Source organism: Bacillus sp. FSL W8-0640 (assembly GCF_038007725.1).
GTDB lineage: Bacteria > Bacillota > Bacilli > Bacillales > Bacillaceae_G > Bacillus_A > Bacillus_A cereus.
Genome location: NZ_JBBOXT010000001.1, coordinates 1,669,873 through 1,696,723 on the forward strand (window position 1 = coordinate 1,669,873; position 26,851 = coordinate 1,696,723).

Here is a 26,851-nt window from a genome sequence, read left to right on the forward strand (position 1 = left end):
AAGATGTGTGAGTAGCTTTTATAAATTCAAATTGAAAGCGTTCGCATGAAGGGGATGAACATAAATGAAAAAATTCGGATTGGCAACACAAATTTTTGTCGCGCTTGTTTTAGGGATTGTAGTAGGGGCAGTCTTTTATGGCAATAAAACGGCGATTTCTTATATCACACCAATTGGGGATATATTTATTCACTTAATTAAGATGATTGTAGTACCAATTGTTATTTCAGCATTAATTGTTGCAGTAGCTGGTGTAGGAGATATGAAGAAGCTTGGGAAACTGGGTGGTAAGACAATTCTTTATTTCGAAATTATTACGACGATTGCTATTTTAATGGGATTACTTGCAGCGAATATATTCCAACCAGGTACTGGTGTTGATATGAGTAATTTACAGCAAAGTGATATTTCTTCTTATAAACAAACTGCAGATGCAACAGAGAAGAAAGGTTTTGCTGAGACAATTGTTCACATTGTACCGAAAAACGTATTTGAATCGATTGCACAAGGTGACCTATTACCGATTATATTCTTCTCAGTATTATTCGGCTTAGGAGTTGCGGCAATTGGGGAAAAAGGAAAGCCTGTCTTTAACTTTTTTGAAGGCGTACTCGAAGCCATGTTTTGGGTTACAAATCAAGTTATGAAATTTGCACCATTTGGTGTATTCGCATTAATTGCCGTTACGGTTGCAAAATTTGGTGTAGCAACACTACTTCCGCTAGGAAAACTAGTGCTAGCTGTATACGTAACTGTTATACTATTCGTTGTGATTGTATTAGGTATTAATGCACGAATGGTTGGAGTAAACATTTTTACATTAATAAAAATTTTAAAAGAAGAATTGATTCTTTCATTTACGACAGCAAGTTCAGAAGCTGTTTTACCTAATATAATGAGAAAAATGGAAGAGTTCGGTTGTCCAAAGGCAGTTGCCTCTTTCGTAATTCCGACAGGTTATACATTTAACTTGACTGGATCGGCTATTTATCAAGCGTTAGCGGCATTGTTTGTTGCACAAATGTACGGTGTGCACATGTCACTAACGGAGCAAATAACGTTATTATTCGTTCTCATGTTAACATCCAAAGGTATGGCGGGAGTTCCAGGTGCATCGTTCGTTGTTGTATTAGCAACGTTAGGTTCAATGGGGTTACCACTAGAAGGTATCGCATTAATTGCGGGAATTGACCGCATTTTAGATATGATTCGCTCATCTGTCAATGTATTAGGAAATGCATTAGCGGCCATTGTTATGTCGAAGTGGGAAGGCGAATTCGATAATGAGAAAGCAAAACAATATGTAGAAACAGTCAAAGAAACAAAAGCAGCATAAGAAATCGTTAAGGAGTGAATAATCATGGCAACATTAACTGAAGTTAAAAATGGTGTTCGAATTGAAAAAGATTTTTTAGGTGAAAAAGAAGTACCAAACTATGCATACTACGGCGTACAAACAATGCGTGCAGTTGAAAATTTCCCAATTACAGGATACAAAATCCATGAAGGTTTAATTAAAGCGTTCGCAGTTGTAAAAAAAGCTGCAGCGCTTGCGAATACAGATGTAGGAAGATTGGAATTAAACAAGGGCGGTGCGATCGCAGAAGCTGCTCAAGAAATTCTTGATGGAAAATGGCATGATCATTTCATTGTAGATCCAATCCAAGGCGGAGCAGGTACTTCAATGAACATGAATGCAAATGAAGTCATTGCCAATCGTGCTCTTGAATTATTAGGAATGGAAAAGGGAGACTATCATTATATTAGTCCAAATAGTCATGTGAACATGGCGCAATCAACAAATGATGCATTCCCAACGGCGATTCATATCGCAACGTTAAATGCATTAGAAGGCTTATTACAAACGATGGGTTATATGCATGATGTATTTGAATTAAAAGCAGAACAGTTTGACCATGTTATTAAAATGGGTCGTACACATTTACAAGATGCGGTGCCAATTCGTCTTGGACAAGAGTTTAAAGCATACTCTCGTGTACTTGAACGTGATATGAAACGAATTCAACAATCGCGTCAACATTTATATGAAGTAAATATGGGGGCAACTGCAGTTGGTACAGGCTTAAATGCAGATCCAGAATATATTGAAGCAGTTGTAAAACATTTAGCTGCAATTAGTGAATTACCGCTTGTTGGTGCAGAAGATTTAGTAGATGCGACGCAAAATACGGATGCTTATACTGAAGTATCTGCAGCGCTTAAAGTATGTATGATGAATATGTCTAAAATTGCGAATGACCTTCGCTTAATGGCATCAGGTCCGCGTGTTGGTTTAGCGGAAATTATGTTACCAGCTCGTCAACCAGGTTCATCTATTATGCCAGGGAAAGTAAACCCTGTTATGCCAGAGGTAATTAATCAAATTGCGTTCCAAGTAATTGGTAATGACCATACAATTTGCCTTGCTTCAGAAGCAGGACAATTAGAATTAAACGTTATGGAACCAGTACTTGTTTTCAACTTACTTCAATCGATTAGCATTATGAATAACGGTTTTCGTGCCTTTACAGATAATTGCTTAAAAGGAATTGAAGCGAATGAAGATCGCTTAAAAGAGTATGTTGAGAAAAGTGTAGGAATTATTACAGCCGTGAACCCTCATATCGGTTATGAAGCAGCAGCTCGCGTTGCGAAAGAAGCAATTGCAACAGGCCAATCCGTTCGAGAACTTTGTGTGAAAAATGGTGTATTGTCACAAGAAGACTTAGAGTTAATTCTAGATCCATTCGAAATGACACATCCAGGGATTGCAGGAGCAACTCTTTTAAAGAAAAATTAAAAGAAGAGGGGGACAATCCCCTCTTTTTTGTTTACAATATAGAAATGCTATATATGAATAGAGGTAGGGATGTTATGAGCAAGTTTACAGTAGCTTCTAATGGTGCATTAGAAACAACATTAAGAGGAGCAGAAGTATTATCAACACCACTTTTAAATAAAGGGGTAGCTTTCACACAAAATGAAAGAGAAGAGTTAGGTTTAAAAGGGTTATTACCGCCAGCGGTTTTAACGTTAGAAGAACAGGCACGCCGAGCATACGAACAATTTAGTTCTCAGCCGGATAATTTATTAAAGAATGTATACTTAACTGCGTTACATGATCGAAATGAAGTATTATTTTATCGTATATTAACAGATCATTTACGTGAAATGTTACCGATTGTATATACACCAACTGTCGGTGTAGCAATTCAAAGATATAGTCATGAATATCGTAAACCACGTGGTGTTTATTTATCAATTAACGATCCATCAGGTATCGAAGAAGCATTCACGAATATCGGTGCAACAGCTGAGAACATTGATTTAGTCGTTGTAACAGATGGAGAAGGCATATTAGGAATTGGTGACTGGGGCGTTGGTGGTATTAACATCGCAATCGGAAAATTAGCTGTTTACACTGCTGCAGTTGGAATCGATCCTAGTCGTGTATTACCGGTAATTTTAGATGTAGGTACAAACCGTGAGGAGTTATTAAACAATCCATTTTATATTGGAAATCGTCACCCTCGTATAACAGGTAAAGCTTACGATGAATTTATTGATACGTTTGTACAAGCGGTAAACAAACAATTCCCGAAAGCACTTTTACATTGGGAAGACTTTAGCTCTCGTAACGCACGAAAAATTTTAGATAAATATCGTCATGATGTTTGTACGTTTAATGATGATATTCAAGGTACAGGTGCAGTTTCACTTGCGGCAGTATTATCGGCAGTGAAAGCTTCTGGTGTACCGCTAAGTGAACACCGCGTTGTTGTATTTGGTGCTGGTACGGCTGGAATCGGTATCGCAGATCAAGTTAGAGATGCGATGGTCCGCGTAGGCGTATCTGAAGAAGAATCATATAAGCGTTTCTGGTGTATTGATCGTAACGGGGTAGTTACAGATAATATGGAAGATCTTCTTGATTTCCAAATTCCGTACGCAAGAAAAGAAGTAGAAGTAAGTGGGTGGAAGCAAAATGATGTGATCGGACTTGCTGAAGTTGTGAAACATGTAAAACCGACAATTTTAATTGGTACATCTACTGTTGCAGGTGCATTTAAAGAAGAGATTATTAAAGAAATGGCTTCTCACGTAGAAAGACCAATTATTTTACCAATGTCGAATCCGACGCCACTTGCTGAAGCAAAACCAGCAGATTTAATCGAGTGGACAGAAGGAAGAGCGTTAGTTGCAACAGGAAGTCCATTTGAACCAGTTACATATAACGGTGTAACGTATGTGATTGGACAATCAAATAATGCACTTATTTTCCCAGGTCTTGGTCTTGGAACAATTGTAGTACGAGCAAGCGTCATGACGGATGGAATGTTCGCAGCAGCTGCTGAGGCAGTTGCAAGTATGGTAGATACAAGTCAGCCAGGAGCACCTATTTTACCAGAGGTCGAAGAATTACGTAATATCTCAGAAATGGTTGCAATTGAAGTAGCTAAAGTTGCAGTTGCAGAAGGTGTTGCAAGAGTGAACTTAAGTGATAACGATATCAAGATGGCAGTGAAAGAAGCAATGTGGAAGCCAGAGTATCGCCAAATAAAAGCGGTAGAAAAGGTTAGAATATAGAAAAAAAGCCCGTTTATAACAATAAGCGGGCTTTCGCTTTTACTACTGAAAAAAAGTATAGGAAGTGTCACCTTTGAATTGGAATCAATTATGGAAGAAAGATATGTCCCTTTTAATTATATTAATGGTCGTTGTTCCGATTGCTGGGGAGCTGAACTTTCATCCCTTTAATGATACGTTTCGAGTTAGCTTCGGTACACCGCTATTCTTCTTTTTATTATTATTTTTAAGAAGAGTACCAGCAGGAGTTGCAGGTATTCTTGTTGGTATATCTGTAGTCTTATTCCGAGTATGTCTTGACTGGATCATGCAAGGTTCATTTCATATGACAGAATCATTTTATTTGCGTTATCCTGTGTTCTTCTATTATTTTATTTATGGCAGTTTTTTTTCGCTTTGCAGGGTAAATAAGTTCCATCAGAAACCAATCATTATTGGATGCCTTGGGATTTCAATTGAAATTGTTGCAAGTATGTCAGAACTTGCGTTTTATCACATGTTAGTACTAGGTACAACAATAACGATTTCTGAAGTAAATAAACTCATCATTATTGCTATTTTTCGTAGTTTCTTTGCACTTGGTTTTTTAAATATGATGAATTTATATGAAACGAAATTAAAAGAATCGCAAGTTCGAAAAGAAAATGAAAATATGTTAATGCATCTTTCTAATTTATATGTGGAATCTGTTCATTTGAAAAAGACGTTACAAAATGCGGAGTTAATTACACAAGAAGCATATCAACTATATCGAAATTTACAAGTAAGCGCTGATTCAAGTAGTAAAACAGCATTGAAAATAGCGGGGGAAGTGCATGAAATAAAAAAGGATAATCAAAGGATATTTGCAGGATTATCTAAACTGTTATTAGATAAAAATGTGGCTGAATATGTAGAAGGACATGAGTTAGCAGAAATGATTGTTAGAATAAACGAGAAGTATGCTGAAATGCTAGAAAAGGATATACGTTTTTCTAAACATATAGAAGGTGAGCATGCTGCATACCACGTGTATACAGTTCTATCAATTTTTAATAACCTCGCTGCAAATGCAGTTGAAGCAATTGAAGATAAAGGTGTCATTATTATTAAGCTATATAAAAGAGATCAACATATATTTTTTGAAGTAATTGACGATGGACCTGGTATTGCACAAAAATATAAGAAATTAGTATTTAAGCCAGGATTTACTTCTAAGTATGATCAAACGGGAACACCGTCAACTGGTATTGGGCTTTCTTACATAAATGAAATGGTAACAGAGCTAGGCGGAGAAGTGAGATTAGAAGGCCGAGAAAATAAAAGAGGATGTAAGTTTATCGTTTGTTTACCAGAGGGTAGTTTAAAGCGGGAAGGGGAATAGATTTGTTTTATTATATCGTAGACGATGATGAAGTTTTCCGTTCGATGCTTTCGCAAATTATTGAAGATGGAGATCTTGGAGAAGTAATTGGTGAGGCGGATGACGGAGCTTTTATTGAGGCGGATCAACTAAATTTTAAAAAAGTAGATATTTTATTTATTGATTTGTTGATGCCGATGAGGGACGGAATTGAAACAGTTCGTCACATTGCGTCAACTTTCACGGGGAAAATCATTATGATTTCTCAAGTGGAATCGAAGCAGCTTATAGGTGAGGCATATACCCTTGGTGTAGAATATTATATTACAAAACCATTAAATAAAATCGAAGTTGTATCTGTTGTACGCAAAGTGATGGAGCGTATTAGATTGGAGCGTTCTATACACGATATTCAAAAATCATTGAATAACGTGTTTCAGTGGGAAAAACCGCAATTGCGTACTGAACCAGTGCAAGAAGGAAAAAAGATAGGGGATTTAGGGCGCTTTTTACTATCAGAACTCGGTATTGCGGGAGAGAATGGAAGTAAAGATTTACTTAGTATGCTGGAATATTTATATGGTCAAGAAAAGGCACAGACATTTGAGTTTGGCTTTCCTGCGTTAAAAGAAATTTTCCATCATATTACGATAAGGAAATTAGGGGATTTAGCTTTAGATGCGGATATTGATAAAGAGAAAAAAGCGTCTGAACAAAGAGTACGTCGAGCTATTTATCAGTCGTTAAATCATTTGGCTTCTTTAGGATTAACAGACTTTTCAAATCCGAAATTTGAAAGCTATGCTCCAAAATTTTTCGATTTCACCGTAGTTAGAAAACGGATGACAGAAATGACGAAAGATGAACTCGCATCTTCTGGTCATACGCGAATCAATACGAAGAAGTTTATTCAAGTGTTGTATTTTGAGGCGAAGAGGTTGATGGAGATAGAGTGAAGAAGATGCTTATAAATAAGCATCTTTTTTTGTTAAATCAACATTTTATATTTTCTCGTGGAGCATGTAAAATGTTAAGTAAGAGAAAATGGTTTTATATTAAGGAAGTGTCAAAGCGATGAGTTTCACATTGAATAAATCGATTATTAAAGAAGTGTGCGGAGAGACCTCATATAAAAGAGGTGAAGCCTATTATAAATCAAATAAAGTGATAATAAATCATTATGATGAAAATAAAGAAATTTGTGAGGCGACAGTAAAAGGGAACGAGGAATTCCATGTTACAGTAGAAAAAGCTAAAAAGGGTGATGTTGTTGCAAAATGTAGTTGTCCTTCATTAGCGTCTTTTCAAACGTACTGTCAACATGTTGCAGCAGTATTAATACAAATAAACTATAATCAACAAACAGGTGGAATGAGCTCCGCTAGTAACAGAAATGATCAATTGACAAGTGGTATGTTTCAGCTGTTTGCAGATAAACCACTGAGGCCAAAAAGTAAACAACACCGTTTTGATACACGTGAAATATTAGATATTGAGTTTATATGTACACCAGTTGCTACGAGAAGTGGTGGGGCTCTTCTTGGAATTCAATTGAAACTTGCCAAAGTGTATGTCATAAATCATATTAGAGAATTTCTTTCTAAGGTGGAGAAAAGAGAGTCTTTTCATTGTTCAAATGAATTTACATATACACCAGATATACATAGTTTTAAACAAGAAACGGATGCAATTATTCAGCAGCTCATTAAAATGTATCATAATGAAAAAATGTATGAAGATACGCTAGAAGTACATGCGAAACAAGATGAAAGTATGATATTTATACCGCCAGCTTCGTGGAAGGATATGCTCTCTTCACTTTCTAAAGTTGAATATGTACAGCTGAAACAAAATGAACAACTGTTTCAGGGATTACAAGTTTCAAAAGGTTTGTTGCCGTTACACTTTGAATTTACGAAGGGAAATAATGGCGGATTTACACTTCATATAGATGGTCTAAATCGTGTACAAGTTATGGATATGTATAACAATGCACTTTACGATGGGAAATTATATCACTTACACATTGAAGATTGTATGCGACTTATTGAATTACAAAAGATGATGAGTCGCTCAAATAGTAATCAGTTTTATATTCCAGAAAGTAAGATGGAACATTTCGTCGCGAAAGTTGTACCAGGATTAATGAAGCTCGGAACTGTACACATTGATGAAATAATATCGGATCGTGTTGAAACACCTTCGCTAAAAGCGAAATTGTATTTAGACCGCGTGAAAAGTCGCTTATTAGCAGGTCTTGAATTTCACTATGGGAACGTCATGATTAATCCGCTAGAAGAGGATGGACAGCCGTCTGTTTTTAATCGTGATGAGAAAAAGGAAAAAGAGATTTTAGACATTATGAGTGAAAGTGCCTTTGCAAAAACAGAAGGCGGTTACTTTATGCATAATGAAGAAGCTGAGTATAACTTTTTATATCACGTCGTGCCAACATTAAAAGGTTTAGTTGATATTTATGCGACGACAGCAATCAAATTGCGAATTAGTAAAGGGGATGCAGTTCCTCTTATTACAGTGAGAAGAAAAGAAAGAATTGATTGGTTGTCATTTCGTTTTGATATAAAAGGAATACCAGAAGCAGAAATTAAAGGTGTATTAGCGGCCCTTGAAGAGAAACGTAAATATTATCGATTGGCGAACGGTTCGTTTTTATCGCTAGAGAGTAAAGAGTTTAATGAAATTAATCAGTTTATAAAAGAATCAGGTATTCGGAAAGAATTTTTACATGGAGAAGAGGTAAATGTTCCACTTATTCGGAGTGTAAAATGGATGAACGGACTTCATGAAGGCAATGTTTTAAGTTTAGATGATTCTGTTCAAGAGTTAGTAGAAAACATTCAAAACCCGAAAAAATTAAAGTTTGCTGTGCCAAATACTTTAAATGCAGAAATGAGAAAGTATCAAGTATATGGGTTCGAATGGATGAAAACACTTGCTCATTACCGTTTTGGCGGTATTTTAGCAGATGATATGGGACTTGGAAAAACGTTGCAAAGCATTGCTTTTATAGATTCTGTTTTGCCTGAGATTCGAGAAAAGAAACTACCTATATTAGTCGTTTCACCATCATCTCTTGTTTATAATTGGTTTAGTGAATTGAAAAAATTCGCCCCGCATATTAGAGCAGTTATTGCAGATGGAAACCAAGCAGAGCGCCGGAAAATTTTGAAAGATATAACGGAATTTGATGTCGTAATTACGTCATATCCATTACTGAGAAGAGATATAAGATTATATGCAAGACCATTTCATACACTATTCCTTGATGAAGCGCAGGCGTTTAAAAACCCTACAACGCAAACGGCAAGAGCTGTGAAAACAATTCAAGCTGAATACCGTTTTGGGCTAACGGGTACACCTGTAGAAAATTCATTAGAAGAGCTATGGTCTATCTTCCATGTCGTCTTCCCAGAATTATTACCAGGAAGAAAAGAGTTCGGTGATTTAAGGCGTGAAGATATAGCGAAGCGAGTGAAACCATTCGTATTAAGACGATTAAAAGGGGACGTATTAAATGAGTTGCCAGAGAAAATAGAGCACTTACAATCATCGGAGTTATTACCCGATCAAAAGAGTCTCTATGCTGCTTATTTAGCGAAGCTAAGGGAAGAAACGTTAAAGCATTTAGACAAAGATACGTTACGTAAAAATAAAATTAGAATTTTAGCTGGTTTAACGAGATTGCGACAAATTTGTTGTCATCCTGCTTTATTTGTTGATGATTACAAAGGAAGTTCAGCTAAATTTGAACAACTGTTAGAGATTTTAGAGGAATGTAGAAGTACAGGGAAGAGAATATTAATTTTTTCTCAATTTACGAAGATGCTTTCCATTATTGGTCGTGAGTTAAATCGACAAGCAATTCCATACTTTTATTTAGACGGGAGTACACCAGCGCAGGAACGTGTAGAGCTGTGCGATCGGTTTAACGAAGGAGAAGGAGATCTATTTCTCATTTCTTTAAAAGCTGGTGGTACCGGACTTAATTTAACTGGTGCAGATACAGTAATATTATACGATTTATGGTGGAATCCAGCTGTTGAACAACAAGCGGCCGATAGAGCGTATCGAATGGGACAAAAAAATACAGTGCAAGTTATAAAGCTAGTAGCCCACGGAACAATTGAGGAGAAAATGCATGAACTGCAAGAAAGTAAGAAAAATTTAATCGCTGAAGTGATTGAGCCGGGAGAAGGGAAATTGTCCTCAATCACAGAGGAAGAAATTCGAGATATTTTAATGATTTAATATAAAAAAGCTATGCCTTCAAATTTATGAGGGCATAGCTTTTTTGTTGTAATAATTATATTTTGTTTTGTACAAAGTAAAGAAATCAAATGTTATTTAAATTACTTCTTTGTACCTTTACTTTTGTATGGTTTGGCAGCTGCCTTTTTCTTTGCACTTGATTGCCAACGGTTCCATCCTTTACTTCCTGTACCTTGTCCTACACCTTTTTTCGGTTTTGCTTTCGTTTTACTCATATGATCACTCCGTTATATAAAAATCTTATTTGATAATAGTCAATGATTTAGAAAATACTCTTTATAAATGACTATGATTGCTTTAAGTAAAAATAAACTGCTTGAATGCTATAGTATATCATGAAATTGCAAGTAAACTGAAAGGAATTATAAAGAAAATGAAAATAATAAGAAATACTGCGGATTCTATATTCCGAACGATCACATTAATTATTGTGTATACGTTAGTTTCGGTCAGTGAAACATTTTTTGGATTGACGAGGCAGAAAAAGTAAAGATGTTAAATTAACAACAATCAATAAAGCCGTAAAATAAAGAATTGAAAAATATTTTAAAACTTTTTGTTGACTTTCTTTATTTTTTGTATAGAATAATCATTAATAAAATGTTTCAGAGATGTGACAACAAAACGACTATGAAAGGACGAGTAGTAGTAGGACGTAGTTTAAGCGAGTCAGGGGTGGTGTGAGCCTGATACGAAGCCTATTATGAAGAACCTCCTGGAGTTGCTAACCGAAATCCTTTATAGGAAAGTAGACTTAGCCGGGAACTTCGCCGTTACAAGAAGAACAGTATCGAGATATTTCATCTCCGTATTGTATAAGTGAGCAACCTCTGTTGCTAATTTGGGTGGTACCGCGGAACCAAAGCCTTTCGTCCCAGTTTTTTGGGAAAGAAGGGCTTTTTTTGTTGGCTTCTTTTCACAACATCCAAACATTTTAGGAGGAAACCACCATGTATCAATCATTAATGACAGTAAGAGAGACTCAAATTGCAATTAAGGAAGTTAAAACATTTTTCGAGGACCAATTAGCAAAACGCCTTGAACTATTCCGCGTATCTGCACCATTATTCGTAACGAAAAAATCAGGATTAAACGATCACCTAAACGGTGTAGAACGTCCAATTGAATTTGATATGTTACATTCAGGAGAAGAATTAGAAATTGTTCATTCACTAGCGAAATGGAAACGATTTGCATTACATGAATATGGATATGAAGCTGGTGAAGGTTTATATACAAACATGAACGCGATTCGTCGTGATGAAGAACTTGATGCAACGCATTCCATTTACGTTGACCAATGGGATTGGGAAAAAATCGTTCAAAAAGAATGGCGTACTGTCGATTACTTACAAAAAACAGTACAAACAATTTATGGAATATTCAAAGATTTAGAAGATCACTTATTTGAAAAATATCCGTTCCTTGGAAAGTATTTACCGGAAGAAATTGTTTTCGTTACTTCTCAAGAATTAGAAGATAAATATCCAGAATTAACACCGAAAGATCGTGAACATGCAATTGCGAAAGAACACGGTGCAGTCTTCATTATCGGAATTGGTGATGCACTTCGTTCAGGTGAAAAGCACGACGGACGCGCAGCTGATTATGACGATTGGAAATTAAACGGTGACATTTTATTCTGGCACCCAGTACTACAATCTTCATTTGAATTATCATCAATGGGAATTCGTGTTGATAGTAAATCACTTGATGAGCAGTTAACGAAAACTGGTGAAGACTTCAAACGTGAGTATGATTTCCATAAAGGTATACTAGAAGACGTACTACCATTAACAATCGGCGGTGGTATTGGACAATCAAGAATGTGCATGTACTTCTTACGTAAAGCTCATATCGGTGAAGTTCAATCTTCTGTATGGCCTGACGATTTACGTGCAGCTTGTAAAAAAGAAAACATTCATCTGTTTTAATAGAAGTGAGAGAGGGTAGCTCAAAGAGTTATCCTCTCTTTTTATTGTGTAAACGAATGGTTTACAGTGAATTTTACTAATGGTTTCTTTCTTTTACATCTCTTTTTATGTAATAATTTGTTAAAGGAGGGGACGTTATGAATTTAGGAGAACAGTTAAAAAAACTACGAGAGTCAAAGGGATTTTCACAAGAGGATGTTGCTAAAAAGATTGGTGTAACGAGGCAAGCGGTATATAAATGGGAAAATGATAAAAGTTATCCTGATATTGATAATTTAATTTTACTGAGCGAAATGTATAATGTTACGCTAGATGAGTTGATAAAAGGGAATCAAGATTTCAAAAAGAAAATACATAGTGATGCAGAAGATGAGGATTTTGAGAAAGGAAATGAATTTGGTTTTTATATTGGATGTGGTTTGCTAATTTTAAGTGCTTTCGTTGATTATGAAGGAATGCAAGAAATCTTATTAGGAATAGCACTATTCATGATAGTTTTTTACTCTGACGTGAAGAAAGTTATTTTGAATGAGTTCAGATCGTTTTTTAAAAGAAAAGATATATATGATAAGAGGTGAGAAGAATCAGTTATATTTCCTAGGAAAGAGTATAAGAAGTAATTGAATTGTTTTATAATGATTTTAGGATGTTGATAGTGTGTTAAAAAGTTCAAACAAGCATAACCCCGTTCTAAAGCTAGGACGGGGTTAAAAATCTAAGTTTTATGAAGCGAGAATTTCTTTCAAATATTTTTACTTTAGTAAAGACTTCTTATAAAATATTACTTATTTATTACCGAGTTCTTCCGCTAAACCGATTAAAATTCCTTCGACTCCACGAATGTAGCAGAGACGATACGAGTTCTCATACTGAACTACTTCACCAACGAGCTCTGCACCATGCTTAGTGAGTCTCGATACCATTTCGTCAATGTCTTCAACGGTGAACATGACGCGTAGATAACCGAGGGCGTTTACAGGAGCATTTCGGTGATCTGATATAGTAGGTGGGGTGAGAAATCGCGAAAGTTCAATTCGGCTGTGGCCATCTGGAGTGACCATCATAGCGATCTCTACGCACTGAGAACCGAGTCCAGTTACGCGACCAGCCCATTCACCTTCGACATTGGCTCGACCTTCGAGATTCAAGCCAATCTCCTCAAAGAAAGAGATTGCGTTATCAAGGGATTCTACAACGATGCTGACATTGTCCATTCGTAGTAATTTGTTTTTTGCCATAGTCTTATCTCCTTATGTATAAAAGTCTATTATTTAATTATCCTCATAATTATACTACTAAGTAGTTACAAATTCCTTTCAGTCAAAAACACCTTGTCACAGTATAGGAAAATGTGACAAGGTGTTTTTTAATATGTCATATAGCATCGTGTTAACGAACAGCTTTTTATTTAATAGGAAGGTAATACATTAATATGATTTTTTTAGCATTACTAAATATATCAGATTAGCTCATTTGCACTAAAGGCTCAATTTTCGCCATAAATGATTGATGCAGCGCCTCAACGCCTGTTACTAAATGAAGGCGGTCAATAACGACAGACACTTTAATTTCTGATGTACTTACCATTTTAATATGAATATCTTCTTCTTTTAAAGTAGTGAACATATTTGCAGCGACACCTGGGTTAGATACCATGCCAGATCCTACGATTGATACTTTTGCTAAGTGATTTTCATGTTCTACAGATTCATAGTGAAGAGTTTCTTGATTTTGTTCCAAAACTTCTAAAGTTTCTCTTAAATCATTCGAATGAATGGAGAAGGAGAGGTGTACAGTTCCTTCATTTGTAATACTTTGAATGATGATATCTACATTAATGTGTGCTGCTGCTAATGTAGAGAAAACTGTTGAAAGCGAGCCTTGTTCTAATCCTTTAATTGTGACACGTGTAATGTTATCCTCAAATGCAATACCTTTAACGATTGATTGTTGTTCCATGTTACATTCTCCTTTTACAATTGTTCCGTTTTCTTGTTCCATACTTGAGCGAACTTCTAAAACTACATTATGATTTTTAGCAAACTCAACAGCGCGCGGGTGTAATACGCCAGCACCGAGATTAGCAAGCTCTAACATTTCGTCATAAGAAATTTCGTCTAATTTGTAAGCATCTTTTACAACTCGTGGGTCCGTCGTATATACACCTGTCACATCCGTATAAATATCACATTTTTTTGCTTTAAGTGCAGCAGCTAATGCGACAGCAGTCGTATCAGAGCCACCACGGCCAAGCGTTGTAATTTCATTTTCTACACTTATACCTTGGAAACCAGCTACGATAACAATCGTACCTTCAGCAAGATAAGATTGAATACGATCTGTATGAATGTCAGTAATCCGTGCACTACTATGTACAGATTCTGTCGTAATACCTGCTTGCCACCCTGTTAATGAAATTGCATGATAGCCTTTTGCTTGCAGTGCCATTGTTAATAATGAAATAGTTACTTGTTCTCCTGTAGATAGAAGCATATCCATTTCACGTTTACTTGGATTTTCTGTGATAGCGTTAGCGAGTGCGACAAGTTCATCTGTGCTTTTTCCCATTGCTGAAACGACAGAGACAATGCTATGACCTCGTTCATATTCTTCAATAATTAAATTTGCTACATGTTGTATGCGTTCGACGCTTCCGACAGAAGTGCCACCAAATTTTTGAACAATTGTTTCCATTACAAATTCCTTCTTTCGTCTATTTTTAAGAATAGATTAGGAAATATATAAATCCCCAATACTCCTGTAGTTACCAGAAAGACAAACAAAAAACACCATCTCAAATAAGTGAGGATGGTGCTGTTACAGGAAAAGGGAAACAGAAAACGGAGCTAATAAAAAAACCGCCAAAAAAGGAATATCATAAAAAAATGATATCTCTTTTTTGTAGATAGCTCTTCATACGTACACGTCTGTACATATGACAGTTCTGTTTCTATTCGAAAACAGCCCCAATTGATAAATGCAGAGAAATTTATCAATTTCGGCAATACTTCCTTTCATCTAAGTTCATAGACATCTCTGTGTCTCCATTAGAATACTCATAAGTATCGCAACCTCTATCTCACGTTTTAGGCGAGAGTGTTTGATTTATGAAGTTGTTGGTAACATTTGTTTTATAATAATTTAAATTTTTCGTGGAATCAAGTGTTTTATATATATTTTAAAAATTCTTTCTTTTTTCTGAGGAAGTTTGTGAAAAATGTAGCAAAATAAATTCATTGCATGTACATTAAAGTTATAGTGCATAGGAGGTGGGGAGAATGAAAAGGAAACAGCCTATTTATGTTGCGACAAAAATGAACACGACGATGGAAAAATTATGGGAATATACGCAAGAACCAGATATACATACAGAGTGGGATGCTCGCTTTACTGAAATTTCGTATTTAGAGAAAAAAGAAGGGGACCACAGAAGTTTTTGTATAAAACAAAGATTGGATTTGGGCTTGAAATAGTTGGAGAAGGGGAATCAATAGGTGAAATAAGAAAAGATATTTTAATGCAGTTATGCAGTTTGATGAAAACGAAAATGAAATTGTAGATTATTTTGGTGAACCACATTTACTCGTTTCTACACTGCATTTTCATATCGATGAGTTAGGGGCAATGCATATTTCTTCAAAGAAACAATGGTTTTATATGTTTGGAAGAAAAATGCCGTTACCAAAATTTTTGTATGGTGAGGCAAAAATTGTTGAAAGTTATGATGAAACACTACAATGTTTTCGAATTCATGTACAAGTACGAAACCCGTTAATTGGTTCGCTTTTTTCATATAAGGGAACATTTGTGGAAAGGGAATAGACGATATGAAAAATATAATATTTGGGCTTGCTATGTTGTTTTTCTAATATGTGAGTGGTCGAATATAAATCCTGTTGAAGCAATTATATTATTATCTGTTTTATTATTTATACCAATGTCATTTTGTATTATTGATAAAAGAAAAAGAGATGGATCGCAATTATTATTTTATAAATCCGTATCATTTTTATATCCAATCGCAGCAATTTGTGCAATGCTAGCTTTCGTCACAAATCACTATTTATTTGCGCTAGTTTGGTTTGTATATACAGGAATTGTTGCGTTATTTGGTGTAAGTAGATTGCTAGAAAGAGGATGGAAGCCGTTAGAAGAGATCGCCATAGATAGTGCGTTTATTTATTTGTTTTTAGGTGGTTTTTGGTTTTCTGCTTCAGTAGCAAAACTTTCAATTATGCATTTTAGCTCTGACATTGTTTTACTCACAGCTGCACATTTTCATTATTCGGCGTTTCTATTGCCATTATCAGCTGGTTTAATAGGGAGAAAAAGAGAAAAGAGAAGTAAAGTGTATGATGCTATTATGTTTATCATCATGATTTCACCTATGACAGTTGCAATAGGAATTACATACTCAAGAATATTTGAATTTTTTGCAGTGTTCCTATATTTATGTGCAATTTATGGGTATGGATTTTACGTTTGGAGAGCAAAATTTAATGCTATCAGTGCAAAGATTCTTCTAATCGTTTCGTCTAGTACACTCATGGTTACAATTATGTTCTCACTTATATATTCATACGGGAATTTGAAGCATGTCTTGACGATTACAATTGCTCAAATGGTTTGGATTCATGGTGTTGTCAACGGAATTGGAGTAGCGTTACCGGCATTTATCGGCTGGGTGATTGAAAAGAGTGTTCCGAATTATAAATACTATGGGAAACCAATGAGTAAGTTAAGAGGAAATGTGGCAATTGGTGAGGCTTATTTATATAGCAGAAATTTAGTAGACAGTAAGGAATACAACGGTTTAGTTGATAAAGTAAATGACTTTCATAGTGAGGCATTTGATGTGACGAAGGTTCCTTTAAGTATTATTCATTTTTATGAAAATACAGTAGAGTATGAATTGCAATCGAATATTAAATGGGCTCGTTGGTTCCGTCCGTTCGCACTTTGCTATGAGAAAATGAGTAAGCGTGTAGAACAAATACATTTAGGAATGGGCGGCAATTGGGAAACGATGCATGGCTCTATCATTAGTGTCATAGATGAGAAAGATGGAAGAGAGAATGTAAGGGCTTGGCTAAGAAAAAATGAAGCAGGTAAATCTATTTTTGTAGCTCTTTATTCAAAGCATACAAATAAGAATGAGACATATATGAATATCGCCTTACCTTTACCTTATTCGAATATGACTGGTATTTTGAAACTATATAATGATAGTCATGATTTAATTATTACTAGTAAGTTAAGAGAAAATGGTCAGGGAGATGAGGGGATTTATTTGCATACTCGGTTCTTGACAATCCGTTTACCGTTAGCAGAGACTTTTATTATAAAAGAGCGCACGGATCACATACTAGAAGCTAATCATAGAATGTGGATATTTGGAGTTAAGTTTTTAGAAATTGATTATAAGATTAAGAAAGTACAGGAGAAGTAAGAAAAGCTTGGAGAGATTCCAAGCTTTTTTACGTATGTGTAATTGTTATAGCAACTTGTTTATCTAGCTCATTATCCCAAACACGTTGAATTTCAAAGGTGCCTTTTTCAAAAAATAATGGGAATCTTTCTTTAAACCAATCTTGCATAGGAAGCTTTAGTGCTGTATCGATTGGTATCCATAATAATTTGCCCTCAGGTGGGTTTAAAAGAAGTTCACCTTCAAATGAGTCTGTCCAGTAGTTAAATACCATGTACCGAACATTCTCTTTCGGATTTACATATTCATCTAATCCCTTAAAATTTAAATCCGAAACAAGTAATCCGGTTTCTTCTTTTACTTCCCTTATAGCGGCTTGAACGATACTTTCGGGAAAATCTACTTTGCCGCCAGGAGCTATGTAGCCAGGGAAACCTCGATGATTGGGTCGTTTTACGAGTAAAACTTCATTGTTGCGTTGGATCATACACATTGTATAGATTTGGTGTTCGATGTTATGTGAATTTGGAGGCATAATGATGCATTCTCCTTTATATTTTTTTGATAATTTTACCATAACATAATGGTTTCTTATATAATTGGAAATATAATATTATGAATTTTCAGTCGTATATTATGTATTCTATAGTCATTTGAAAAGAGGAGAGAGACATGCAAGGGGAAATACAAAAGGAGAACAGTTTAAGTTATATTGGAAAATTATTATTACCAGTTAAAGTATCAACGCACTTTAAGTTTTTATGGATTGGACAATTACTCTCGGCCTTAGGTAGTTCGATAACTATGGTCATACTTCCAGTTGTTGTGTATTCATTAACTGGCTCAACAGTTGTAATGGGGATGACGATGGCAATGTACATGCTACCTAATATTCTTGCTTTACCGTTTGCAGGTTTAGTTGTAGACCGAATTGATCGGGTTAAATTAATGTTATTTACGGATATAATCCGCTGTATATTAATGCTATTACTTGCATCGCTTATATTTATGGATTTATTAACAATTACGATTTTATATATTCTCGTTGCCATATACGGACTTATGGAAGGGATATTCCAACCAGCATATTCTGCTGTAAGGGCGAAAGTATTCGTTCCTGAATTTCGTAATGCAGCTAACGCACTCACTCAAATGAGTAATCAAGGTATACGATTGATTGGGCCAGCACTTGGTGGGTTAATCGTATCGGTTGCATCTGCAGGGATAGGTTTCGGACTAGATGCAGCAACGTACTTATTATCATTTTTATGTTTATTATTTTTAAAAGAAATTAAGTTTAAAAAAGTAAAACCCATTGAAAAGAGTAAGCTTACTTACAAACAAGAGTTTATGGAAGGTGTTTTAGTTTTAAAAAGTCATCCGTGGCTGTGGATTACAATTTTAGTTTTTTCTTTTATAAATATTTGTTATGCCGGCATTATCGTCGTATTAATTCCATGGTTATTTAATGTTCATCATCATTTTGAAGCTTACGTGTATGGGCTTGGCATGGCCTTTTCTGGTTGTGGGGCTATAATTGCCGCAGTAATATTTGGTGGGAAAGAGCGGTGGCATAAGAGAGGATTACTGGCTTATGGAGGTGTTTTAATGAGTGGCATTGCTTTATTAATTATGCCATTCATTTCTTGGGCACCCGCTTTAATATTCTTAATGGCAATTGAAGGATTTGGCATGATGATATTTGGACTCATTTGGGAAACGAGTTTACAGGAGCTTGTACCAGAAGAAGCATTCGGAAGAGTGGCAAGCCTTGATATGTTGGGTTCTTTTGCTTTACTGCCATTAGGGTATGTAGTTGTAGGCTGGTTAGCTACTGTCATAGGTGGCGAAATAACTATTATAACACTAGCTAGTTTAGTAATTTTAACAATTGGAATAGCATTGTCTGTACCGAGTATTCGTCGATTTAATTGATTATATGGGAAAAGAGGGCTAGACCTATATAGAAAATAACTTAGCATATAATCAACTAGTATTAATAAAACACCTTTGTAATGAAAAACTGTCCGTACATATTTGGCACAACAAAATTAGAAATCACAAAAGAAGTGACGGAAGCGATACAAGCAGGTTTCAAAAAAGAAGACTAAGCCCTAAAGAAATTAGGACTTAGTCTTCATTAAATACAAATGTTTGTTTCATTTTTTTACCTTCATTTACCGGATGGCCATTGTAAGAGAAATTCTTTTCTTCCCAAGTGATTACAACTTTAAAATTATGACTATTAAAGTCTAATGGGAATACCATGTAGTCAAAGCTTGTATGACTTTTAGAAATATTTTCATTAGGTGTAGTAGGTTTAAAGGTAGCTTTAGAGGTAGGGTTGTTATCAAGTATTTCCACAGATACGTTTGATACATCATGACCGATGTTTTTTACGAGTAAACTATACGTATCAAATACACCTTGCTTTGGCTGGATTGCTTGCTTGTTTGAGTTATGAGATTTATCAATTTCGACATACCATTGTTTAGACTTTGACGCAATCGGTAGTGACTGAAATGTGTAAGCACTAGCTTGTATTGGTAGTGCTAAGCATAAAAGTGTAAAGAGAGTTAATATTTTTCGTTTCATTTTTTTAGAGCTCCCATTCTTTAATGGATTTACTTGTTATTATCTTCTTTTTACGAGTAAATATACCATATAATGTAAAGTGGCTATAAGAGTAGTGAATCAATATCTTATTCAATACTCTTATAGCCGGCATAATTACGTATGTAGTAAAAAAGAATAAATTTGTTTTTCTATACTTAGATTGCTGCCCTTTTTAAAAGGACTATTTTTACGTTTTAATAAAAAGAATATACTAAGAGTTCAGTATAAATTATTTATTTTAATGTAGTTAAATGTGCTTATATATGTGAAATTAGAGAAGGAAGCTGTGTAGAGATGTTTCTACACAGTTTTTTTAGGATATGAAAAAATTACCAAAAATATGTTAAAATAACATTGTCATACAACAAGGGGGATTTGTTTTATGGAAAATGGACATCTTGCTAAAGTAGACTTAACGAAAAAAATTGAATCAAAATCTAAGTACAATAAGAAATTAGAAAAATATCAAAGGCGCTTATTAGCATTACAGCAAATTTTGAAAGAAGAAAAAATCGCGGTTATGCTTGTTATGGAAGGATGGGATGCGGCTGGTAAAGGTGGGGCAATTAAGCGGGTGACGGAACATCTTGACCCGCGTGGGTTCCAAGTAAATCCAATTGGAGCGCCTGCACCTCATGAGAAACGTTACCATTATTTGCAACGTTTCTGGCGCAAAATTCCACAGTACGGGCAAATCACCATTTTTGATCGCTCATGGTACGGTCGTGTGTTAGTTGAGCGTGTTGAAGGATTTGCTACAAAGGAAGAGTGGATGAGAGCATATGATGAGATTAATGATTTTGAAAAACTACTAACAGATGACCATTACATAATAGGGAAGTTCTTCTACCATATAAGTAAAGAGGAACAGTTAAAGAGATTTAAAGATAGAGAGAAAAATCCTTTGAAAAGATGGAAAATTACAGACGAAGATTGGCGTAATCGTGAAAAATGGGATGAGTATGTTGAAGCAATGGAAGACATGTTTGAAAAAACAAGTAAGCCAAATGCAAAGTGGCATATTATTGAAAGTAACGATAAATTGTATGCTCGTGTGAAAACGTTAAAAATTATTATTTCATTCATTGAGGATTATTTCTTAGAACATGGTATAGAATTGCCTTCTTATTATTATGAAATGAAAGAGGATATTGAAGTTTTGCAAGGTGTAGGTGTTAAAGAGTAAATAAGAAAATGGCCCTGTGAATTGGTGAAACCAAATTATGGGGCTTTTTTATTTAGAAACATTTTACAATTAACAGAATAAGGTATATAATCAATAATCATATTAACAATGTTAATATGATTATTGATTATATACTATGTGGGGGTTTTACTTTGAAGGGAAGAGATGTTGTTTTAGGTTTATTAATGGAAAAGGAATTGTCTGGTTACGATATTAAAATTGTGTTTGAAGACGTATTTACTCATTTTTTTGATGGAAGTTTTGGAATGATTTATCCAACATTACGGCAATTGGAGAATGAAGGGAAAATAAAAAAAGAGGTTGTCATGCAAGAGGGAAAACCGAATAAGAAAATGTACTTTATTACAGATGAGGGGCGTGAAGAATTTTATCAATACATGCAGACGCCTATAGAGAAGGATGTTTTACGTTCGGATTTTTTAATGAGAATGTATTTTGGCAACTATAGTGATGATGTAACAATAAAAAAATGGATTAAAGATGAAATTGAAAGAAAAGAAGCGTACATTGCAGATCTTCGATTGAAATATGAAAAGTGGAGAATAGGTATTACTTTCGTCGAAGAAATTTCACTAGATGTAGGTATTGCATCGTATAGTGCACAAGTGGAGACTTTGAAGAAAAAATTAGAAGAGTTAGAGGCGAAAGAAAACAATAAAACAGAAGAATGAAAAACGCATTCAAAATAAATAAAGGGGTATATAAAGATGGAGCAATCAAAGGGTATTAAGATTGTCTTTTTAATGTGTCTAGGTATCTTTCTTTGTATGATTGATACGACAATTATGAATATAGCTTTACCGGCAATACAATCGAGTGTAAATACTTCATTAGAAAAGATGTCTTGGGTATTAAATGTTTATACAATGACGATTGCAGTACTTGCCATTCCGTTAGGGCGGATAGCTGATATCTTTGGAAAAGCAAAGATGTATATTCTTGGTCTGGTGATTTTTGGGGGTGGATCGGTACTTTGCGCTTTTGCTAATACAGGTGATTTTCTTATTTTTTCTCGTTTTATACAAAGTATTGGGGCAGCAATTTTATTTCCAACAAGTATGGTAATTGGTGTATCAGCTATGCCGTTAGCTAAAAGGCATGTTGCACTTGCAATTTTAGGAGTAACACAAGGATTGTCAGCTGCTATGGGGCCAGTAATAGGTGGAATTATTACGCAAAATTTAGGATGGAGATGGGTGTTCTTCGTTAATGTTCCGGTTTGTATAATAGGAATCGTGTTATGTTGCATCATGCTACAAATAAAAAATGAAGAACGTATTATCTCAAAAATAGATTGGATAGGACTACTATTAAGTAGCACAGCAATTTTTTCATTTACTCTCATATTAGTAAAAGGTAATACATGGGGATGGCAAAGTAATATTGCTTTGTCTTGTTATGCAATTAGCACTATTTCTCTTATTCTATTTATTTTAGTAGAACGAAAGATTCATAACCCAATGGTGAATTTAAAGTTATTTCAAGATCGAATGTTTGTCGGAGCGTCAATCGTTGTTATATTGAGTAATTTATTTTTAATTGGAGTTACTGTATTGCTTCCAACGTTCTTGACGAAACTACAAGGTCGAACGGAAATTGAAGCGGCTTTTTTAGTGACACCTATTTCAGCGATGATATTTTTTGTCTCACCAGTTGCAGCAACTTTAATTAAAAAACTCGGAAAAGTAACTATTATTTTGTCAGGATTTCTTGTTATGGGGCTTTCCTACTATTGGTTGCAAATGATTGATGTTCATTCAACAAATATAGAAATTATTATTCCATGTATGATATTAGGTGTCGGATATGGCTTAGTAGTGGGGCCAATTACAGTTTTAAGTGCGTCTTCGTTTGAAGGAGAATTATTAACTGCTTCTCAAAGCGTTGTATCAATGTTACGACAGGTTGGAATTGTATTGGCGGTCGCAATATTTGTCTCTAACTTAACTCATAATTTAACTATAAATAAAGAAAAAGTATATCATTATGCAGAAGAAAAGGTGCGGAATATTCATGTGAATAGTACTGAGCAAACTGAAATTTTACAAATGACTAAAGAAAAAATAGAGAATCAAAGTTTAGAGTCGAATATAAATAAGAAACAAAATGCAATGACAATGGGATTAAGTAAAGCGAAAAAGGAAGAATTGATTCGCGACAAGACGGATGAAATATTAAGAAAAGTTCCAGTAGAATATAGAGATGTAAAAAGAGAAGAAGTTACGAGGCAAGTGACAAAAGAAGTTGAAAAACAAGAGAAAAGTATAAAGAAAGAGGTACTCACATTCTCGAATGATGTGAATCATTATGCCAAGAATCAGATGGCTATGAGTTTTACAGATTTATATAAAGCAAGTGTGCCAATTATTTTAATTTGTGCTTTCGTAAGTTTGTTGTTTTGGGAAGGAAAAGCTTTGAGTAAAAAGAGAAGGGGAAGGATAGTAGAAGAAGTGTAAAGGGAAACAGGCTGCTATTAGCCTGTTTTTTCATTGTTTTCTCCTTGCATATTGTGAATAGTAGTATTTTTAATATAGCATGGGATAAGTCGAGTATGATTAGAAAGTTTTTTAGAATGAAAGGGATGAATGGAAAATGCCATTGAATATGTAACGTTATACATAGTACATTAACAAGAGGGATTAATTTTAAAAGGAGGATGGGGAATTGCTAGATAAGGCAGGGGCTTTAATAGATAATCATGTGTACACAGAAGAAGAGCAACAAAAACTATACAAACGAACGTTAATAATCGTCAGCATTTCACAAATGTTTGGCGGTGCAGGACTAGCTGCTGGTATTACAGTGGGAGCACTTCTTGCGCAGCAAATGCTTGGAACAGATGCATTTGCAGGATTACCAACTGCTATGTTTACATTGGGATCAGCATTAGCAGCTTTCATAGTAGGGAAGCTTTCGCAACGATATGGACGCCGGATAGGTCTTGCAACAGGGTTTATAGTAGGTGGATTTGGAGCAATTGGTGTTGTAATGGCAGCTTTAACGAATAGCATTATTCTTTTACTTATTTCTTTACTCATATATGGTGCCGGTACAGCCACGAATCTACAAGCTCGTTATGCAGGTACAGATTTAGCAGATAAGAAGCAGAGAGCAACGGCTGTTAGTATTACGATGGTAATGACGACTTTCGGTGCAGTTGCAGGACCAAATTTAGTAGGAGTAATGGGTAGTTTTGCGCATTCAATTGGAGTTCCTAAACTTGCAGGTCCGTTCATACTATCGGCAGCAGCATTTATACTGGCGGGTCTAGTTCTTTTTGTTATGCTTCGTCCAGATCCGTTAATTATTGCTAACATAATAGAAAGATATAAACAGGAACATACATATAAAGGGCAACCAATAATAGAAGAAGTGAAAGAAAATAAACGAGGTATTACAGTTGGAGCAATCGTAATGATACTTACGCAAATCGTGATGGTTGCGATTATGACGATGACGCCAGTTCATATGGGACACCACGGTCACGGTTTAAGTGCAGTAGGACTTGTGATAGGCTTTCATGTAGGTGCAATGTATCTTCCATCTCTCGTTACAGGAATGTTAATTGATAAAATTGGCCGAACTACAATGAGCATAGCTGGTGGAGTGATTTTACTTGCAGCGGGTGTCATAGCTGCGATAGCACCAAGTGATTCTTTATTACTATTAATCGTTGCTCTGTCTTTACTTGGGCTAGGATGGAACCTCGGATTGATTAGTGGTACAGCACAAATCGTTGATTCCACAACACCGTCTACACGTGCTAAAACACAAGGGAAAATAGATGTTTTTATTGCGCTAGCTGGAGCTTCTGGTGGAGCGATGTCAGGTATGGTAGTAGCGAATTCAAGTTATGCGGCATTGTCATTGGCTGGAGGCGTGTTAGCGTTATTACTTATTCCTGTTGTGATATGGTCTCGAAAAGGGGCAAGAAATTAAATGAAAAAGAGGTTCTAGTTACTGACTAGAGCCTCTTTTTATACACTTAAATTAAATTCCACTCTACAATAAGCCCTAAATGTGTAAGACCACCACCGAATCCGTATAGTAAAAGTGTGTCTCCATTATTTAACTTTCCTTCTTTTATAGCTAAATCTAGAGCGAGTGGAATGGTGACTGAAGAGGTATTCCCCATATATTCCACGCTCGTTAATGTTTTTTGTATTGGAATTTGAGATTTTTCGCAAATAGATTCAATCATTCGTAAGTTAGCGCTGTGGGGTATGAACCAGTCTATATCATCCCCTTGCATATTTGCGTTATGTAATAAATTTTTTATGCCTTTTGGCACTGTTCGTGTTGCCCATTTATATACTTCTCTTCCATTTTGAACGATTTTTTCATTTGTTTGCAGTGGTGTGCCATTCATAGTAGTAGATAAGTTTGTTCTATATAGATGAATGCCGCCATCACCGTTTGTTCCCATGTGAGCAGCGATAAAGCTTGGGGTGTCTTCATCTCTTTCTAATAAAATAGCTCCAGCACCATCACCGAATAAAATACAGGTCGTTCTATCGGTATAATCAGTAACTTTAGATAATGTCTCTGTCGCTACGACAAGTATTTTTTCATGTGATCCAGAAGTGATTAAGCTATTACCGACGTGTAGTCCATATGTAAAACCAGCACAAGTTGCATTTAAATCAAAAGCTAGTGTATGAGGTATGTTGAAGTATTGTTGTATTTGGCAAGCAACACTAGGGAAAACGTAATCAGCAGTAGTAGTAGCGACAATGATACAGTCGACATCTTCTAAGTTTGTCTTATATGTTGTACATAAATTTTTAATTGCTTTAATGGCTAAGTTTGAGGAATATTCTTCTTCGCTAGCGATTCTTCTTTCCTTCATTCCTGTTCTTTGTACAATCCATTCATCATTCGTATGGACCATCTTTTCTAAATCGTTATTAGACAATATTTGATCTGGAACATAAGTACCAATTGCAGTAATACGAGATTTAGAATGCATAGGAACATCTCCTAATTTTTATTTTTATAACCTGATACTAATATTAGGTTATAAAAATGTCAATATAGATTTTTGTTGTATTAAAACGATAATACTTAACTTATTATGAAGGAATTTGGCGAGTGCTGTAAAAATAATATACGAGAAGTTTCTAAAATTGATAATTGCTTTTGTTATTTTTATTGTGAGAAAAACTCGCAAAAAATGACGATTAAAGTAAAAACATAACGATTTTCTTTAGTGTGATATAGGTTGTTAAACCTTGTGAAAGCGAATTACTTATGCTACACTTTATGTAACTTAAAATGAACGGAGGGGCTTCCTTTGATCTTAATCAGATTACGTCTCAATACTTTGTGCCAATAATTGAATAGCGCTCAAAGGCTCTGTCTGTGTACAGAGTGAACGGGATTGGTCTGCCTATTTTAAAGGAACCCTTTATTAAGCTTATATGTGACAAAGAGGGAGGGACGAATAC

At 35.2% G+C, this 26,851-nt stretch carries 19 protein-coding genes, 3 pseudogenes, 1 riboswitch and 1 other annotated feature; of the genes and pseudogenes, 16 read left to right on the forward strand and 6 right to left on the reverse strand.

Features of this window, described 5'->3' with window-relative positions; translation table 11 throughout:
• Nucleotides 1–64: 64 nt before the first annotated feature.
• The 6 genes from N2V80_RS08800 (at nt 65) to N2V80_RS08825 (ending at nt 10,198) form a co-directional block, all read left to right on the forward strand.
• A complete protein-coding gene (locus N2V80_RS08800) occupies nt 65–1,336 on the forward strand; it encodes a cation:dicarboxylate symporter family transporter (protein ID WP_000713291.1) in 1,272 nt (423 codons plus the stop codon).
• Between the two features lie 24 nt (nt 1,337–1,360).
• Entirely contained in the window at nt 1,361–2,800 is a 1,440-nt protein-coding gene (aspA, locus tag N2V80_RS08805; protein ID WP_000224190.1) for an aspartate ammonia-lyase, read from the forward strand.
• 74 nt (nt 2,801–2,874) lie between these two features.
• Nucleotides 2,875–4,587: an oxaloacetate-decarboxylating malate dehydrogenase gene (gene malS / locus N2V80_RS08810; protein WP_061654569.1), complete on the forward strand. Its 1,713-nt coding sequence runs from the start codon at nt 2,875–2,877 to the stop codon at nt 4,585–4,587.
• 64 nt (nt 4,588–4,651) lie between these two features.
• Nucleotides 4,652–5,950 carry a sensor histidine kinase gene (locus tag N2V80_RS08815; RefSeq protein ID WP_002004878.1) on the forward strand — a complete coding sequence of 433 codons (1,299 nt, stop codon included), beginning with the start codon at nt 4,652–4,654 and terminating at the stop codon, nt 5,948–5,950.
• A 2-nt stretch (nt 5,951–5,952) separates the two neighbouring features.
• Complete coding sequence (locus N2V80_RS08820) at nt 5,953–6,885, forward strand: response regulator (protein WP_000500301.1); 933 nt, start codon at nt 5,953–5,955, stop codon at nt 6,883–6,885.
• Between the two features lie 118 nt (nt 6,886–7,003).
• Nucleotides 7,004–10,198, forward strand: coding sequence for a DEAD/DEAH box helicase (locus tag N2V80_RS08825; RefSeq protein WP_061654568.1), 3,195 nt, complete (start codon nt 7,004–7,006; stop codon nt 10,196–10,198).
• A 101-nt stretch (nt 10,199–10,299) separates the two neighbouring features.
• Here N2V80_RS08825 and N2V80_RS08830 read toward each other — a convergent pair whose 3' ends face one another.
• On the reverse strand, nt 10,300–10,434 hold the full coding sequence (locus N2V80_RS08830) for a DUF3934 domain-containing protein (RefSeq protein WP_000047588.1): 135 nt from the start codon (nt 10,432–10,434) through the stop codon (nt 10,300–10,302).
• 406 nt (nt 10,435–10,840) lie between these two features.
• Nucleotides 10,841–11,099, forward strand: a binding site (T-box leader).
• Between the two features lie 70 nt (nt 11,100–11,169).
• Here N2V80_RS08830 and asnA point away from each other — a divergent pair.
• Entirely contained in the window at nt 11,170–12,153 is a 984-nt protein-coding gene (gene asnA, locus N2V80_RS08835) for an aspartate--ammonia ligase (RefSeq protein ID WP_000284914.1), read from the forward strand.
• A 137-nt stretch (nt 12,154–12,290) separates the two neighbouring features.
• Nucleotides 12,291–12,731, forward strand: coding sequence for a helix-turn-helix domain-containing protein (locus N2V80_RS08840; protein ID WP_061654567.1), 441 nt, complete (start codon nt 12,291–12,293; stop codon nt 12,729–12,731).
• A 207-nt stretch (nt 12,732–12,938) separates the two neighbouring features.
• Here the strand turns inward: N2V80_RS08840 and N2V80_RS08845 are convergent, their stop codons facing one another.
• Both N2V80_RS08845 and N2V80_RS08850 read right to left on the reverse strand, forming a co-directional pair.
• On the reverse strand, nt 12,939–13,391 hold the full coding sequence (locus N2V80_RS08845) for a VOC family protein (protein ID WP_001107260.1): 453 nt from the start codon (nt 13,389–13,391) through the stop codon (nt 12,939–12,941).
• A 226-nt stretch (nt 13,392–13,617) separates the two neighbouring features.
• Nucleotides 13,618–14,847, reverse strand: a complete 1,230-nt coding sequence (locus N2V80_RS08850; protein ID WP_000448032.1) for an aspartate kinase — start codon at nt 14,845–14,847, stop codon at nt 13,618–13,620.
• 204 nt (nt 14,848–15,051) lie between these two features.
• Nucleotides 15,052–15,238, reverse strand: a riboswitch (Lysine riboswitch).
• 193 nt (nt 15,239–15,431) lie between these two features.
• On the opposite strand from N2V80_RS08850, the pseudogene N2V80_RS08855 reads away from it, so the two are divergent.
• The 3 pseudogenes from N2V80_RS08855 to N2V80_RS08865 all read left to right on the forward strand — a co-directional run.
• Nucleotides 15,432–15,688: pseudogene (locus N2V80_RS08855) on the forward strand (hypothetical protein); the annotation flags it as partial.
• Nucleotides 15,652–15,975, forward strand: a pseudogene (locus N2V80_RS08860) (DUF4166 domain-containing protein); the annotation flags it as partial. The pseudogenes N2V80_RS08855 and N2V80_RS08860, both read left to right, overlap by 37 nt.
• Nucleotides 15,976–15,980: 5 nt before the next feature.
• Nucleotides 15,981–17,602: pseudogene (locus tag N2V80_RS08865) on the forward strand (YndJ family protein).
• Nucleotides 17,603–17,630: 28 nt separating this feature from the next.
• Here the strand turns inward: N2V80_RS08865 and N2V80_RS08870 are convergent.
• Nucleotides 17,631–18,116, reverse strand: coding sequence for an 8-oxo-dGTP diphosphatase (locus N2V80_RS08870; protein WP_061654566.1), 486 nt, complete (start codon nt 18,114–18,116; stop codon nt 17,631–17,633).
• Nucleotides 18,117–18,253: 137 nt separating this feature from the next.
• On the opposite strand from N2V80_RS08870, the gene N2V80_RS08875 reads away from it, so the two are divergent.
• Entirely contained in the window at nt 18,254–19,516 is a 1,263-nt protein-coding gene (locus N2V80_RS08875; RefSeq protein WP_061654565.1) for an MFS transporter, read from the forward strand.
• Between the two features lie 195 nt (nt 19,517–19,711).
• Here N2V80_RS08875 and N2V80_RS08880 read toward each other — a convergent pair whose 3' ends face one another.
• Nucleotides 19,712–20,176 carry a hypothetical protein gene (locus tag N2V80_RS08880; RefSeq protein ID WP_000823343.1) on the reverse strand — a complete coding sequence of 155 codons (465 nt, stop codon included), beginning with the start codon at nt 20,174–20,176 and terminating at the stop codon, nt 19,712–19,714.
• Between the two features lie 403 nt (nt 20,177–20,579).
• On the opposite strand from N2V80_RS08880, the gene N2V80_RS08885 reads away from it, so the two are divergent.
• The 4 genes from N2V80_RS08885 to N2V80_RS08900 all read left to right on the forward strand — a co-directional run bounded on the left by N2V80_RS08885 (nt 20,580) and on the right by N2V80_RS08900 (nt 25,343).
• Complete coding sequence (locus N2V80_RS08885) at nt 20,580–21,383, forward strand: polyphosphate kinase 2 family protein (protein ID WP_000427320.1); 804 nt, start codon at nt 20,580–20,582, stop codon at nt 21,381–21,383.
• A gap of 152 nt (nt 21,384–21,535) precedes the next feature.
• Nucleotides 21,536–22,075 carry a PadR family transcriptional regulator gene (locus tag N2V80_RS08890; protein ID WP_000678329.1) on the forward strand — a complete coding sequence of 180 codons (540 nt, stop codon included), beginning with the start codon at nt 21,536–21,538 and terminating at the stop codon, nt 22,073–22,075.
• Between the two features lie 36 nt (nt 22,076–22,111).
• On the forward strand, nt 22,112–23,860 hold the full coding sequence (locus N2V80_RS08895; protein WP_061654564.1) for an MDR family MFS transporter: 1,749 nt from the start codon (nt 22,112–22,114) through the stop codon (nt 23,858–23,860).
• Between the two features lie 208 nt (nt 23,861–24,068).
• Nucleotides 24,069–25,343, forward strand: a complete 1,275-nt coding sequence (locus N2V80_RS08900; RefSeq protein ID WP_000884508.1) for an MFS transporter — start codon at nt 24,069–24,071, stop codon at nt 25,341–25,343.
• Nucleotides 25,344–25,389: 46 nt separating this feature from the next.
• On the opposite strand, the gene N2V80_RS08905 is transcribed toward N2V80_RS08900, so the two are convergent.
• On the reverse strand, nt 25,390–26,373 hold the full coding sequence (locus N2V80_RS08905; RefSeq protein WP_061654563.1) for a ketoacyl-ACP synthase III: 984 nt from the start codon (nt 26,371–26,373) through the stop codon (nt 25,390–25,392).
• Nucleotides 26,374–26,851: the final 478 nt, after the last annotated feature.